At 66.9% G+C, this 13,418-nt stretch carries 11 protein-coding genes; 4 read left to right on the forward strand and 7 right to left on the reverse strand.

Translation table 11 applies throughout. The annotated features are described in order from the left end of the window. Positions 1–376: 376 nt before the first annotated feature. The 4 genes from VHO04_RS05500 to radA all read right to left on the reverse strand — a co-directional run bounded on the left by VHO04_RS05500 (position 377) and on the right by radA (position 4,731). The gene (locus VHO04_RS05500) at positions 377–2,254 is read right to left on the reverse strand and encodes a cation:proton antiporter (RefSeq protein ID WP_329627364.1); all 1,878 of its coding nucleotides are present in this window, start codon (positions 2,252–2,254) and stop codon (positions 377–379) included. Then, positions 2,251–2,679: an iron-sulfur cluster assembly scaffold protein gene (locus tag VHO04_RS05505; RefSeq protein WP_329627365.1), complete on the reverse strand. Its 429-nt coding sequence runs from the start codon at positions 2,677–2,679 to the stop codon at positions 2,251–2,253. The genes VHO04_RS05500 and VHO04_RS05505 overlap by 4 nt, the downstream gene beginning before the upstream one ends. After that, the gene (locus VHO04_RS05510; RefSeq protein WP_329627366.1) at positions 2,676–3,227 is read right to left on the reverse strand and encodes a CvpA family protein; all 552 of its coding nucleotides are present in this window, start codon (positions 3,225–3,227) and stop codon (positions 2,676–2,678) included. Before VHO04_RS05510 ends, VHO04_RS05505 begins: the two co-directional genes overlap by 4 nt. A gap of 142 nt (positions 3,228–3,369) precedes the next feature. After that, a complete protein-coding gene (gene radA / locus VHO04_RS05515) occupies positions 3,370–4,731 on the reverse strand; it encodes a DNA repair protein RadA (protein ID WP_329627367.1) in 1,362 nt (453 codons plus the stop codon). A gap of 168 nt (positions 4,732–4,899) precedes the next feature. On the opposite strand from radA, the gene fsa reads away from it, so the two are divergent. The 3 genes from fsa to VHO04_RS05530 all read left to right on the forward strand — a co-directional run bounded on the left by fsa (position 4,900) and on the right by VHO04_RS05530 (position 8,050). After that, on the forward strand, positions 4,900–5,550 hold the full coding sequence (gene fsa / locus VHO04_RS05520; RefSeq protein ID WP_329627368.1) for a fructose-6-phosphate aldolase: 651 nt from the start codon (positions 4,900–4,902) through the stop codon (positions 5,548–5,550). Between the two features lie 192 nt (positions 5,551–5,742). Continuing rightward, positions 5,743–6,546, forward strand: coding sequence for an enoyl-CoA hydratase-related protein (locus VHO04_RS05525; RefSeq protein WP_329627369.1), 804 nt, complete (start codon positions 5,743–5,745; stop codon positions 6,544–6,546). Between the two features lies 1 nt (position 6,547). After that, positions 6,548–8,050, forward strand: a complete 1,503-nt coding sequence (locus VHO04_RS05530) for an acetyl-CoA acetyltransferase (RefSeq protein ID WP_414713081.1) — start codon at positions 6,548–6,550, stop codon at positions 8,048–8,050. A 114-nt stretch (positions 8,051–8,164) separates the two neighbouring features. On the opposite strand, the gene VHO04_RS05535 is transcribed toward VHO04_RS05530, so the two are convergent. Further along, entirely contained in the window at positions 8,165–9,670 is a 1,506-nt protein-coding gene (locus VHO04_RS05535) for an aldehyde dehydrogenase family protein (protein ID WP_329627370.1), read from the reverse strand. Between the two features lie 173 nt (positions 9,671–9,843). Here VHO04_RS05535 and acs point away from each other — a divergent pair, with 173 nt between their 5' ends. Continuing rightward, positions 9,844–11,811: an acetate--CoA ligase gene (gene acs, locus VHO04_RS05540; protein ID WP_329627371.1), complete on the forward strand. Its 1,968-nt coding sequence runs from the start codon at positions 9,844–9,846 to the stop codon at positions 11,809–11,811. Positions 11,812–11,846: 35 nt separating this feature from the next. Here the strand turns inward: acs and VHO04_RS05545 are convergent, their stop codons facing one another. After that, on the reverse strand, positions 11,847–12,578 hold the full coding sequence (locus tag VHO04_RS05545) for a peptidase (RefSeq protein WP_297663220.1): 732 nt from the start codon (positions 12,576–12,578) through the stop codon (positions 11,847–11,849). 34 nt (positions 12,579–12,612) lie between these two features. Then, entirely contained in the window at positions 12,613–13,416 is an 804-nt protein-coding gene (locus VHO04_RS05550; RefSeq protein ID WP_329627372.1) for a transglutaminase family protein, read from the reverse strand. Positions 13,417–13,418 lie beyond the last annotated feature (2 nt).

Consider the following 13,418-nt stretch of genomic DNA (forward strand, 5'->3'; position numbering starts at 1 on the left):
ACGGTTGCGCCAAGGGCCCCTCCGTCAGCGCTGCGCCAAAGGCGCAGTTTATCCTGAGCGCCTGCAAGGCAGTCGAAGGGCGCTGCCACCTCCCCATCGCTCCGCGACAGGGAGGATCGGCTACGGCCGCTCTCCACCCCAAAGCCGACATTGGCTTCAAATAAGCCTTTCCTACACTATCCGGCTATGCCAGCCTTCATCCGGCTCTTTCATTTGGTGAACAAAAGAGGCCGCTGCCTAACTCGCGGGTGCGGTCATGGCGGGGCGTGCCGGACGCGTCAGCACGCCGCGAGGTCCAAACCGGGGCGCACACAGGGCTGAACTTTTCTGAACTTTGGAAATGAGCACGCGGCCTCGCGACGACCGGTCAGCGCGACTAGGCGGCCTGATCGGCTTCGGCCTCTTCGCGCGCGCGTTTCGCCGCCGCCCGCCGCTCGCGCAGCGCTTCGAGCACGCTCGCCGCCTGCCGCCCGCCGCCCGCGACGAAGCGGTAGTCGCGCCCGGCGCCGAGGTCGCCTTCGCTGATCTGCATCCCGAGCCGTTCGGCATCGAGCTGGCGCAGCGCCATTTCGACATCCTCGATCTCGCGCGGCGCGACCTCGAGCTGCTGCAGCGCCATCGCGCCCAGCGCGATCGAGCTTTCGAACACCTCGCGCACCGCGCCCACGGTTCCCGCCCCGTCGATCGCGAGCAGTTGGCGACGGTCAAACACGCGTGTCAGGACGCGTGCGTTCGGAAAAGCCTCGACGATGGGCGCCAGTGCGGCGGCGTCGATGCTGCGGTCGTCGGCGCAAAAGATGATCAGCCGCGCCTCCTCGGCGCCCGCGCGGCGCAGCACGTCGATGCGCAGCCCGTCGCCGAAATAGACTTTGGTGTCGAAGCGCCCCGACAGTTCGATCTGGCTCGGCTTCTTGTCGATCAGCGTCACCGAACAATCGACCGCATGGAGCATCTGCGCGACGATCTGTCCGAAGCGGCCATAGCCGATGACGATCGACGATCCGCGCGGCGCGTTCTCGGGATCGTCGAGATCGGCCTCGCTGCCCGGCGAAAATTCGAGATTGCGCGCGAACAGCATCAGGAACGGCGTCGTCATCATCGACAGGGTGACGACCGCACTGAACAGGCTCGCCGCCGCGGGCGCGACGAGCATCGCATCGGCCGCCTGGGTGAAGAGCAGGAAGCCGAATTCGCCGCCCTGGCTGAGCAGCAGGCCGAGGCCGAGCGCGGTGCTCCACGGCTTGCCGAACAGGCGGACGAGGATGGTCAGCACTGCCGCCTTGACCACGACCAGCCCGGCGGCAAGCGAAAGGACGAGCAGGGGCCGCGCCGCGACGACGCCGACGTCGAGCACCATTCCGACCGCAAGGAAGAAGAGGCCGAGCAGCACGAGGCGGAACGGCTCGACATCGGCCTCGATCTCGTGGCGATAGGGCGAATCCGCCAGCATCATTCCCGCCACGAAGGCGCCGAGCGCGGTCGACAGATGCAGGCTGTGCATGAAAGCCGCGCTCGCCAGCACCGCGAGCAGCCCGACGACGACGAACAATTCGCGCTCGCCATAGCGCCCGACGAGCCTAAGCAGGGGATTGACGACGAACCGGCCGACCAGCACGAGGACCAGGATCGCGCCGACGGTGGTCAGCGCCATCTGCCATCCCGGCGGCGCCGCCGGATTGGCCGGGGCGCGCGACAGCGCGGCGATGATCGTGATCATCGGCACGATCGCCAGATCCTGGAACAGCAGGATCGAAAAGGCCTTTTGACCAAAGGGCGAGTTGATCCGCCCCGAGCTTTTGAGGCTCGGCAGCACCTGCGCTGTCGATGACAGCGCGAGCGGCAGGCCGAGCGCCAGCGCCGCCTGCCAGCTGAAACCAAGCGTCACGAAGATCAGCCCGGCGAGGATCAGCCCGGTGACGACGACCTGCGCCAGCCCAAGCCCGAAGATCGCGCGCCGTAGATCCCACAAACGCCGCGGGTGGAGTTCGAGGCCGACGAGGAACAGCAGAAAGGCGATGCCGATTTCGGCGAAGGCAAGCTTCGATTCACCGCCGCCGACCAGCCCCAATCCGTGCGGTCCGACAAGCGCGCCGGCGATCAGATAGCCGAGCACCGCGCCGAGGCCGAGGCGGCGAAAGATCAGCACGAACAGCGTCGCGACCCCGAGCAGGATCGCGCCTTCGAGCAGCGCAGCGTCGGTCGCGGTTTCGCTCACGGCCGCAGCCGCGCCCGCCGCGAGACCCGTCAGGCTCATGCCGGCGCCGCCTGTCCCTCGAGCGCCGCGACTGCGGCGTCGAAGGGGAGCAGGATCGCGCCATGCCGCGCGGGATAGTCCCGCGCGGCGGCGAGCAGGTCGAAGCCCGGCCATTCGGGCAGCCCGCCTTCGCCCGCGAACCAGCTGGCGATGGCACTCCGTGCGGCGCGGATTTCGGCGAGGTTCCGGCCCGCGGCGTGGCGCGCGAGCAGGGTCGCCGACGCCTGCCCCAGTGCGCACGCCTCGACATGCATACCGATGCCGCTCACCCGGTCCTCATCGTCGGTATCGACATCGAGAAGGATCGCGCTGCCGCACAAGGGCGCCCGCGCCGACACGCGATGCCGCGCGTCCTCGCGCGGGGGAAAGTCGACCGACCCCACCGCGAGCGCCAATATGTCGCGGTTGTAGAGCGCGCCGCTCATGGCGCGCTCGCGGCCTGCCTGTCGGCGTCCGCCTGCGCCGACCGCGCCTCGGCGCGCCGTTCGGCGATCACCTTGCTCAGCGCCGCGCTCGTCGCGCTCAGCGCCGGATAGGTGCGGCTGTCCGCCATCCACGCCGGGCGCTGCGCATTGCCGTAGCCGATGTCGTAGAGCAAAGTCGCGACCATGAAGAGCAGGGTCGCGACGATCAGCCCCTTGATCGCTCCAAAGCCGGCACCGAGCCCACGATCGAAGCCGCCGACGAGCGAAGCGCGGCTGCGCTGCCCCATCGTCCGCGATCCCCATTTGGCGAGCGCGAAGACCCCGCCGAACAGGATCACGAAAGCCAGCATCGCCGCGCCGCCGGGCGCCTCGATCCAGCGCGCGACGAAATCGGTGACGAGCGGGTGGAAAAAGCGCACCGCGAGGATCGCGAGGACCCAGGCGAGAAGCGACGTCACCTCCTGCACCAGCCCGCGCAGGAAACCGAGCACCGCGCCGCCACCGACGAGGGTCAGCACGATGATGTCGAGGGCCGTCAGATTTGCCATCGGACCGCAATCCAGAAATCACGCATGAAATACAACCGTTCGTGCTGAGCTTGTCGAAGCACCGTCCTTTTTCTCCTTCCGGCCAGAAAGAACAGCCCTTCGACAAGCTCAGGGCGAACGGAATAACTTGATGTCAGCCGATCTAGTCACGCCCGAGCATCAGATCAACCAGTTCGCCCAATCGGGCAAAGCCGGTGACACCGATCCCGTTGACGCCCTTCATGCCCTTTGGTCCCCAACCGCTCGAAAAGCCCAGCTTCGCGGCCTCGCGGAGGCGCAGCGCATCGTGGGCGACGGGGCGGATTTCGCCCGACAGCGACAATTCGCCGAAAACGATTGCGTCGGCGGGCACCGGCCGCTCGCTGAACGCCGAGATCAGCGCGGCGGCGACCGCGAGGTCGGCGGCGGGATCGGTCAGCCGGTAACCGCCCGCGACGTTCAGATAGACTTCGGCCGCGCCCATCTGCAGCCCGCAGCGCGCCTCCAGCACCGCGAGCACCATCGCCAGCCGCCCGCTGTCCCAGCCGACGACGGCGCGGCGCGGGGTCGCCCCGCTCGCGAGGCGAACGGTCAGCGCCTGCACCTCGACCAGCACCGGCCGCGTGCCTTCGAGCGCCGGGAAGACCACCGACCCCGGCACGTCGCGGCCGCGGTCGGTCAGGAACAGGCTCGACGGGTTGGCGACCTCGCCCAGCCCTTCCTCGCCCATCGCGAACACCCCGATCTCGTCGGTGCCGCCGAAGCGGTTCTTCACTGCGCGGAGGATGCGATAAAGATGGCTGCGCTCGCCCTCGAACGCCAGTACCGTGTCGACCATATGTTCGAGCACGCGCGGCCCGGCGATCGTCCCGTCCTTCGTCACATGCCCGACGAGCACGATCGCAGCGCCGCTGTCCTTGGCGTAGCGGATCAACTCCTGCGCGCTTGCGCGGACCTGGCTGACGGTCCCGGGGGCGCTGTCGATCAGGTCGCTGTGCATCGTCTGGATCGAATCGATGACGACGAAATCGGCGGTGCGACTATCAAGCGTCGCGAGGATATCGCGCACCGACGTCGCGCTCGCCAGCGCCACCGGCGCATCGCCGAGCCCCAGCCGCTGCGCGCGCAGCCGCACCTGCGCCGCGGCCTCCTCGCCGCTGATATAGACGACCGACTTGCCCGCCTTCGCGAGCCGCCCCGCCGCTTGCAAGAGAAGCGTCGATTTGCCGATCCCCGGATCGCCGCCGATCAGCGTCGCCGACCCCGCAACGAAGCCGCCGCCCAGCGCGCGGTCGAACTCGGCGATGCCGCAGAGCATCCGGTCGGGCATCCTGCTGTCGGCGTCGAGCGTTTCGAGCGCGAGCGTGCGGCCGCCGCGGCTCAGATCGTGCTTCGCCGAAAAGACGGTCTCGGCCGCTTCCTCGACCAGCGTGTTCCACTCGCCGCAATCGGCGCACTGCCCCTGCCAGCGATAGCTGACGGCGCCGCAATTCTGGCAGACATATTGGCGTTTCGCTTTGGCCATGGTCGGCGCTTAAACGGAACAAACAAAGAACTCCAGCCCTTTCCCACCATCGTCACCCCGGATCAAGTCCGGGGTGACGATGGTGGGTAGCGATGGTTCAATTTACGCACGTCTTGCTCTAGGGCGGTCGCAGTCCCGAATCACCTATCCAGCAGGAACGCCCGCGCCATGAAATTCTTCGCCGACACCGCCGAAATCGCCGACATTCAGGAACTCGCCGCGACGGGCCTGCTCGACGGGGTGACGACCAACCCCTCGCTGATCGCCAAGTCGGGGCGCGACTTCAAGGAGGTGACGAAGGAAATCTGCGCCATCGTCAACGGCCCAGTGTCGGCCGAGGTCGTCGCGCTCGACCATGAAACGATGATGAAGGAGGCCGAAATCCTCCGCCGGATCGCCGACAATGTCTGCATCAAGGTGCCGCTGACGATCGACGGGCTCAAGACCTGCAAGGCGCTGACTGGCGACGGCACGATGGTCAACGTCACGCTCTGCTTCTCGGCGACGCAGGCGCTGCTCGCGGCGAAGGCGGGGGCGACCTTCGTCTCGCCCTTCGTCGGTCGTCACGACGACAATGGCTTCGACGGGATGCAGCTCATCGCCGACATCCGGCTGATCTACGACAATTATGCTTATGACACCGAAATCCTCGTCGCGAGCGTGCGTCACGGCATCCATGTCCTCGAAGCCGCGAAGATCGGCGCCGATGTGATGACCGCGCCGCCGTCTGTGATCAAAGGCCTGTTCAAGCATGTCCTCACCGAAAAGGGCATCGAAGGCTTCCTCGCCGACTGGGCGAAGACCGGGCAGTCGATCTGATCCACACGGAGGATTACATTGCGGTGTGTCCCCGCGAAGGCAGGGACCCAGAGCGTTACAATGCCATTGTAGCGTTCGCCGCTCTGGGCACTTGCCTTCGCGGGTGCGCACGCTTGTTGCGGCACGCCCACCCTTTCCAGTTGACGTAAACGTCAACTCGCGCCGATACTCGCCCGAAAGGGAGAGATTCGCATGACCGACACCGCCGCCCCTGCCGTCCTCACGACACGCAACGGCCATATCCTGACCATCACGATCAACCGGCCCGAGGCGCGCAATGCGGTCAACGCCGCGGTCCATGTCGGCATCGGCACCGCGCTCGACGAAGCCGAAGCCGATCCCGACATCCGCGTCGTCATCATCACCGGCGCGGGCGACAAGGCGTTCTGCGCGGGCGCCGACCTCGTCGCGCTGTCGCGCGGCGGCGCGCTCCAGCCCGACGACAAGGCGCAGCAGGCGTGGGGCTTCGGCGGCTTTGCCGCGCACCCGATCTCGAAGCCGGTCATCGGCGCGGTCAACGGCTTCGCCTTTGGCGGCGGCTGTGAGCTGGCGCTGATGTGCGACCTGATCGTCGCTTCCGAAAATGCGCAGTTCGGCCTGCCCGAGGTCAAGGTCGGGTTGTTCGCGGCGGCGGGCGGCGCCTTCCGCATCGTCAAGCAGTTGCCGCCGAAGCTGGCGATGGAGCATCTGCTCACCGGCGATCCCTTCGATGCCGCGACCGCGCTGCGCTATGGTTTCGCGAACCGCGTCGTTCCGCTCGCCGACCTCATGCCGACCGCCATCGCGCTCGCCGAGAAGATCGCCGGCAATGCGCCGCTGTCGGTGCAGGCGTCGAAGCGCGTGGCGCTCAGGATGCAGGACGGACAGATCGCCGGCGACGACGCGCATTGGGCCGACAACAGTCGCGAGCGCCGGGCGCTGATGGCGAGCGAGGACGCCCGCGAAGGCCCGCGCGCCTTTGCCGAAAAGCGCAAGCCGGTGTGGAAAGCGCGCTGACATGACGATGACCGATCCCGAACGCATTCCTGTCATCATCGGCGTCGGGCAGGTCAACGACCGCCCCGACGACCCCGACCAGGGGCTCGACTCGCTCGGCCTGATGGTCGCAGCGTTGCAGGTGGCGGCAGAGGACGCGGGCGTACCGCTCGCCGAGATCGACAGCCTTGCCATCGTCGACCAGATCAGCTTCCACCATCTCGGCAAGCTATGCGAACCGCTGGCGGCGGCGATCGGCGCCAGTCCCGCGATCAATTACCAGTCCGCCGCCCCGCACGGCGATACGCCGGTGCGCCTGCTCAACGAGGCGGCGAACCGCATCGGCGCGGGCGAGGTCAAATTGGCGGCGATCGTCGGCGGCGAAGCGCTGCGCACCGCCGCGGGCCGCGCCGCCAAGGCCGCGAGCGGCGAGGACAAGAGCTATAATGCGGTGCGTCAGGTCGCGACCCGCCGCGAGCCCAATTATGCGCAGAAGCATGGGCTTTCGGCGCCGGTCGACGTCTATCCGCTCTACGAAAATGCGACCCGTGCGGCGTGGAAGCAGAGCCTCGAGGATGCGCAGTTCGAAAGCGCCGAAATCTGGTCGCGCTTTTCCGAGGTCGCGGCCGCGAACGACGGCGCGTGGATCCGCAAGCCCGCCTCGCCCGCCGACATCCTCCGCGTCGACGAGCGCAACCGCCCGATTGCCTTTCCCTATTCGAAGCTGATGGTCGCCAATTCGTCGGTGAACCAGGGTGCGGGTTTTCTCGTCGCCAGCCTCGCCGAAGCGCGGCGCCGCGGCATCGCCGAGGATCGCCTCATCTATGTCGGCATGGGCGCCGCGGCGAAGGAACCCGCGAGCATCCTCCGCCGCGACCGCTACGACGGCAGCGTCAGCATGGAGACGTCGATCGCGCGCACGCTCGCGCTCAACGCCATGACCGCCCAGGATTTCGACTGCGTCGAACTTTACAGCTGCTTCCCCTGCGTGCCGAAGATGGCGCGGCGCATTCTCGGCTGGCCCTGGGACCGCCCCGCCACAGTGTTCGGCGGCCTGACCTTCGGCGGCGGCCCGATCGCCAATTATATGAGCCACGCCGTGGTCTCGATGGTCGAAAAGCTGCGGAGCGAAGGCCGCTACGGCTTCCTCTTCGCGAACGGCGGCTTCGCGACCGACAATCATTGCATCGTGCTGGGCAACCAGCCGATCGCGGCGGCGAGCTTTCCGCAGGACTTCGACTATCAGGCCGAAGCCGAGGCAAAGCGCGGACCCGTGCCCGAGTTGGCCCAGGATTATGCCGGGCCGGCGACGATCGAGAGCTACACGGTCTTCTACGGGCGCGACGGGGCACCGAAGGCGGGCGTCGTCGTGGCGCGCACGCCCGAGGGGCAGCGCACGCTCGCACATGTCGATGTGAGCGATGCCGCGATGCTGGCGTTCCTGACCGAGGGGAAGGCGGAGCCAGTGGGCATGAGCGGACAGGTCGTCGCGCTTGATGATGGCTATGGGTGGCGAGCAAACTAACAAATCTCGTCATTGCGAGGAGCCGAAGGCGACGCGGCAATCTCCAGCTATCGACCTTGCGCGAGGCCGATAGCTGGAGATTGCTTCGCTTCGCTCGCAATGACGTTGTTGTTGTCAGTTGAGATCGAAACTCACCCCCTGCGCCAGCGGCAGCGCGTCCGAATAATTCACCGTGTTCGTCGCCCGCCGCATATATTGGCGCCACGCGTCCGACCCGCTCTCGCGCCCGCCGCCGGTCTCCTTCTCGCCGCCGAACGCGCCACCGATCTCGGCCCCGCTCGTCCCCAGATTGACGTTCGCGATGCCGCAGTCGCTCGCCGCAAGGAAGCACTCGGCCTCGCGCAGGTCGGTGGTGAAGATCGCCGACGACAGCCCCGCCGCGACCGCATTATGCTGCGCGATCGCCGCGTCCAGATCGTCGTAGCGCATGACGTAGAGGATCGGCGCGAACGTCTCTTCCAGCACCGGCCCGACCTGCCCCGGCATCTCGATCAGCGCGGGGCGGACATAGAAGCTCGCGCCTTCGCCCACGCGCTCGCCGCCGTGCACGATACCGCCCGCCGCCTTAGCGGCCGCCAGCGCCTGCTGCATCATCTCGAAGGCCGCACGATCGATCAGCGGTCCGACGAGCACCTCGCCCGCCAGCGGGTTGCCGACCGCGACGCTGGCATAAGCCGCCTTCAGCCGCGCGACGAAATCATCATAGATGCGATCGTGGAGGAATAGCCGCCGCGTCGTCGTGCAGCGCTGCCCCGCCGTCCCCATCGCCCCGAACGCCACACCACGCAGCGCGAGGTCGAGGTCGGCCGAGGGCGCAACGATCACGCCATTATTGCCGCCAAGCTCGAGGATCGCGCGCGCGAAGCGCTGGGCAAGGCGGGGCGCGACCGCGCGGCCCATCCGCGTCGAACCCGTCGCCGACACCAGCGCGACGCGCGCATCGTCGACCAGCGCCTCGCCCGCTTCGCGCCCGCCGATCAAAAGCTGCGACAGGCCCGCAGGCGCGTCGGCGAAGCGCGCCACCGCGCGCGCGAAGACCGCCTGCACGGCGAGCGCGGTCAGCGGCGTCTTTTCCGACGGCTTCCACACGACGCTATTGCCGCACACCAGCGCGAGCGCCGCATTCCACGCCCATACCGCGACCGGGAAATTGAACGCCGAAATCACCCCGACGACGCCGAGCGGGTGCCAGACCTCCATCATCCGATGCCCCGGCCGCTCGGTGGCGATCGTCAGGCCGTAAAGTTGGCGCGACAGCCCGACCGCAAAGTCGCAGATGTCGATCATCTCCTGCACCTCGCCCGCGCCTTCGGATGGAATCTTGCCCGCCTCGATCGTCACCAGCGCCGCCAGATCGTCCTTCGCGGCGCGCAGTTCCTCGCCGAACAGCCGCACCAACTCGCCGCGGCGCGGCGCCGGAACCCCGCGCCAGGCGCGAAACGCCGCGACCGCCTGATTCAGCGTCGCATCGACATCGGCGGCATCCACGACGCGCACCATCCCGACCTGTTCGCCGGTCAGCGGGGTCAGCGCCGGCATCGATCCGTCGGTCCATAAGGTGCGGTCGACACCCAGGACATCCAGCAGACGCCCGACTTCTTCGCCGATGGCCGTCATCATAATTCCTTCCTCGTCACCCCGGACGTGATCCGGGGTCTGCCTTTTTGAAGGCAAAGGCGGATGCCGGATCAAGTCCGGCATGACGAGAAGCATAATCCTCCACGCCCTTGCAGTTTGTGGCTTGCGGGTTATCGATTCAAACGAGCAAAGCAAAGCCCATTGGGAGAGTCGCCGTGTCGTCCGAATTGCCCCCTTCCGAACCCTTCGTCCCCGTTCCCGCCGACGCTGCCGCGAACACCCATTGCACCGCCGCCGATTACGATCGGCTCTATGCGGAGAGCATCGCCGATCCCGACGCCTTCTGGGCCGAACAGGCGAAGCGCCTCGACTGGGTGACGCCGCCGACGAAAATTGCCGGCTGGTCCTTCGATCCGGTCGACATCAAATGGTATGAGGACGGCGTCCTCAACCTTTGCCATAATGCCATCGACCGCCATGTCGCCGCAGGGCATGGCGACCGCACTGCGATCATCTTCGAACCCGACGCCCCCGACGGCGAGACGCGGCATATCAGCTACGCCGCGCTGCTCGCCGACGTCATCCGTTTCGCCAACACGCTCAAGAAGATGGGGGTCCGGAAGGGCGACCGGGTCACCATCTATATGCCGATGATCCCCGAGGGCGCGGTGGCGATGCTCGCCTGCGCGCGCATCGGCGCGGTCCATAGCGTCATCTTCGGCGGCTTTTCGCCCGAGGCGATCCACGGCCGGATCGAGGATTGCGCCAGCGACTGGGTGGTCTGCGCCGACGAGGGGCTGCGCGGCGGCAAGACCATCCCGCTCAAGGCCAATGTCGACAAGGCGCTCGAGCGCATCGGCGTGAAGGCAGTGCTCGTCATCGCCCACACCGGCGGCGACGTCGCGATGAAGGAAGGCCGCGATCATTGGTACGACGCGCTGTCGGCCGACGTCGGCACCGACTGTCCGTGCGAGCCGATGGGGGCCGAGGACCCGCTGTTCATCCTCTACACCTCGGGCTCGACCGGCAAACCCAAGGGCGTGCTGCACACCGTCGGCGGCTATGCGGTGTGGGTGGCCTCGACCTTCTTCTACGGCTTCGATTACCGGCCGGGGGAGATTTTCTGGTGCTCGGCCGACATCGGCTGGGTCACCGGCCACAGCTATGTCGTCTATGGCCCGCTTCAGAACGGCGCGACGAGCCTGATGTTCGAGGGCGTGCCCAACTATCCCGACCACGACCGTTTCTGGCGGATCGTCGACAAGCATCAGGTGAACATCCTCTACACCGCGCCGACCGCGATCCGCGCGCTGATGCGCGAGGGCGACGATTATGTGACGCGCCACGACCTGTCTTCGCTCCGCCTACTCGGCAGCGTCGGCGAGCCGATCAATCCCGAGGCGTGGCGCTGGTATCATCAGACCGTCGGCAAGGGCCGCGTCCCTGTCGTCGATACCTGGTGGCAGACTGAGACCGGCGGCATCATGATCACCACCCTGCCCGGCGCGCACGCGATGCAGCCGGGAAGCGCCGGGCGCCCCTTCTTCGGGGTCCGCCCGCAACTGGTCGATGCCGAGGGCGGCGTGCTCGCCGACGAACAGAGCGGCGGCGCGGCCGAGGGCAATCTCTGCATCACGCATAGCTGGCCCGGGCAGGCGCGCACGCTCTATGGCGATCACGACCGCTTCGCCGCGACCTATTTCTCGACCTACAAGGGCAAATATTTCACCGGCGACGGCTGCCGCCGCGACGGCGACGGCTATTGGCGGATCACCGGGCGCGTCGACGACGTCATCAACGTCTCGGGGCACCGCATGGGCACCGCCGAGGTCGAAAGCGCGCTGGTGCTGCACGATCTGGTCGCCGAAGCCGCGGTCGTCGGCTTTCCGCACGACATCAAGGGCCAGGGCATCTACGCCTATGTCACGCTCAACGCCGGGGTCGAGCCGACCGACGAGGTTGCCGCCGCGCTCAAGCAGCAGGTGCGCACTGAAATCGGCCCGATCGCGACCCCCGACCATATCCACCTGACTCCCGCGCTCCCCAAAACGCGGTCGGGCAAGATCATGCGGCGGATTTTGCGCAAGATCGCGGAGAATGATTTCGGGTCGCTGGGGGATACATCGACGCTGGCCGACCCCAGTCTGGTGGACGGGCTGATCGAGGGGCGGAAGAACAGGTAATGCTCCGCTCCCGCAAGCGGGAGGGGGAGGGGGACCTAGAAATGAAAATCCGGCAGCTCGGCCAGCGCGATCCCCAGCGCTTCGGCCCAGCCGTCGGCGACGCTCTGATAATAGGGATCGTCGCGCTCGAAGCGCCGTTCACGCACGCTCACGAAATCGTCGCGTTCATGGACCTTGAGGTCGATCGGCAAATCGACCCCGGCGTTGGCCTGGATTGTCGAATCGAACGAGACGCACAGCAATTTCACCGCATCCTCGAACGACATCACCGGATCATAGGAGCGCACGATCATCGGGCGTCCATATTTCGTCTCGCCGATCTGGAAGAAGGGATTATCCTCGCCCGATTCGATGAAATTTCCCTCGGGATAGATCATGAACAAGCGCGGCTCGGAACCCTTGATCTGGCCGCCGACGATCAGCGAGGCGCGAAAGATCGATTCCGCCGCCGGCCCCTCGACGCCATAGCGGGTGACGATGCCGCGCAGCGTCTCGCCGATGATCGTCGCAACCTGGAACATCGACGGCGCGGCAAGAATCGACGGATGCCGGTCGGCGGGCGCCTTGGTGCGCTCGTCGAGCAGGCTGACCACCGCCTGCGTCGTCGCGAGATTGCCCGCCGACATCAGCGTGATGACCCGCTCGCCCGGCACATGCCAGCTTCGCATCTTGCGGACCTGCGAAATATCGTCGACGCCCGCGTTGGTGCGGGTGTCCGACATGAACACCAGTCCCTTGTTGAGCCGCATACCAACGCAATAGGTCATCGAATCCTGTTTCCCCCGCCCGGTTCCCGTCCGCTTATTGCTGGACCTGCAACTGGACAACCAGATTTTCCTGCGCCGCGCCATAGCGCATCCCGCGAACCGGGGCCGCATCGCGATAGTCGAGGCCCGTCGCGACACGAATATAGCGCTGGTCGGGCGAATGGCCGTTGCTGACGTCGAAACCGATCCAGCCGATGTGGTCGAAATACGCCTCGGCCCAGGCGTGGGTTGCATCCTGCTGCGTGCGGTCGTTCATCATCAGATAGCCCGAGACATAGCGCGCCGGATGGCCGAGGTGGCGCATCGCGGCGATGAAGATATGACTGTGATCCTGGCAAACGCCGCCCTCGCCCGCCAGCGCCTGCTCGGCGGTCGTCTCGGCATCGGTGACCCCGGTGCGCCAGGGCAGTTTGCTCAGGATCAGCACCGACAGCGCATGGGCGCGTTCGATATCCGACGCGAAATCGCGCCCCAATTGCGCCGTCAGCGCGCGCACCCCGCGCCCCGCGCGCGTCAGCGGGGTCGGGCGAAGGAAGGTCCACAGCGGCATCACGCCGCGATGCGGCCCGATCACCCCGTCCCACGTCACCAACTCGACCTCGCCGGTGCAACGGATCGTCAGCTCGCGCACACCGCCCCCGACCGACACCAGGTCGACGCCGTTGCCATGATGATCGGTGTAGTGAAGCTGCCGCTCGCCTCCTTCGATCGCGATCGTCCAGCCGTGGATCAATTGCTGCCCCGGCCGCTCCTTCGGCGTCAGGCGAAGCTGCTGGAGCGCATAGGCGACATGGCCGTCGAATTGATAATGGGTGCTATGGTCTACGTGCAGTCTCATCG

It is taken from the genome of Sphingopyxis sp. (genome assembly GCF_036261875.1).
In the GTDB taxonomy this organism is placed as follows: Bacteria; Pseudomonadota; Alphaproteobacteria; order Sphingomonadales; family Sphingomonadaceae; genus Sphingopyxis.

Coding starts and splice junctions, on each gene's coding strand:
- VHO04_RS05500 (WP_329627364.1), bottom strand. CDS start 2,254: ATGAGCCTGACGGGTCTCGCGGCGGGCGCGGCTGCGGCCGTGAGCGAA.
- VHO04_RS05505 (WP_329627365.1), bottom strand. CDS start 2,679: ATGAGCGGCGCGCTCTACAACCGCGACATATTGGCGCTCGCGGTGGGG.
- VHO04_RS05510 (WP_329627366.1), bottom strand. CDS start 3,227: ATGGCAAATCTGACGGCCCTCGACATCATCGTGCTGACCCTCGTCGGT.
- radA (WP_329627367.1), bottom strand. CDS start 4,731: ATGGCCAAAGCGAAACGCCAATATGTCTGCCAGAATTGCGGCGCCGTC.
- fsa (WP_329627368.1), top strand. CDS start 4,900: ATGAAATTCTTCGCCGACACCGCCGAAATCGCCGACATTCAGGAACTC.
- VHO04_RS05525 (WP_329627369.1), top strand. CDS start 5,743: ATGACCGACACCGCCGCCCCTGCCGTCCTCACGACACGCAACGGCCAT.
- VHO04_RS05530 (WP_414713081.1), top strand. CDS start 6,548: ATGACGATGACCGATCCCGAACGCATTCCTGTCATCATCGGCGTCGGG.
- VHO04_RS05535 (WP_329627370.1), bottom strand. CDS start 9,670: ATGATGACGGCCATCGGCGAAGAAGTCGGGCGTCTGCTGGATGTCCTG.
- VHO04_RS05545 (WP_297663220.1), bottom strand. CDS start 12,578: ATGACCTATTGCGTTGGTATGCGGCTCAACAAGGGACTGGTGTTCATG.
- VHO04_RS05550 (WP_329627372.1), bottom strand. CDS start 13,416: ATGAGACTGCACGTAGACCATAGCACCCATTATCAATTCGACGGCCAT.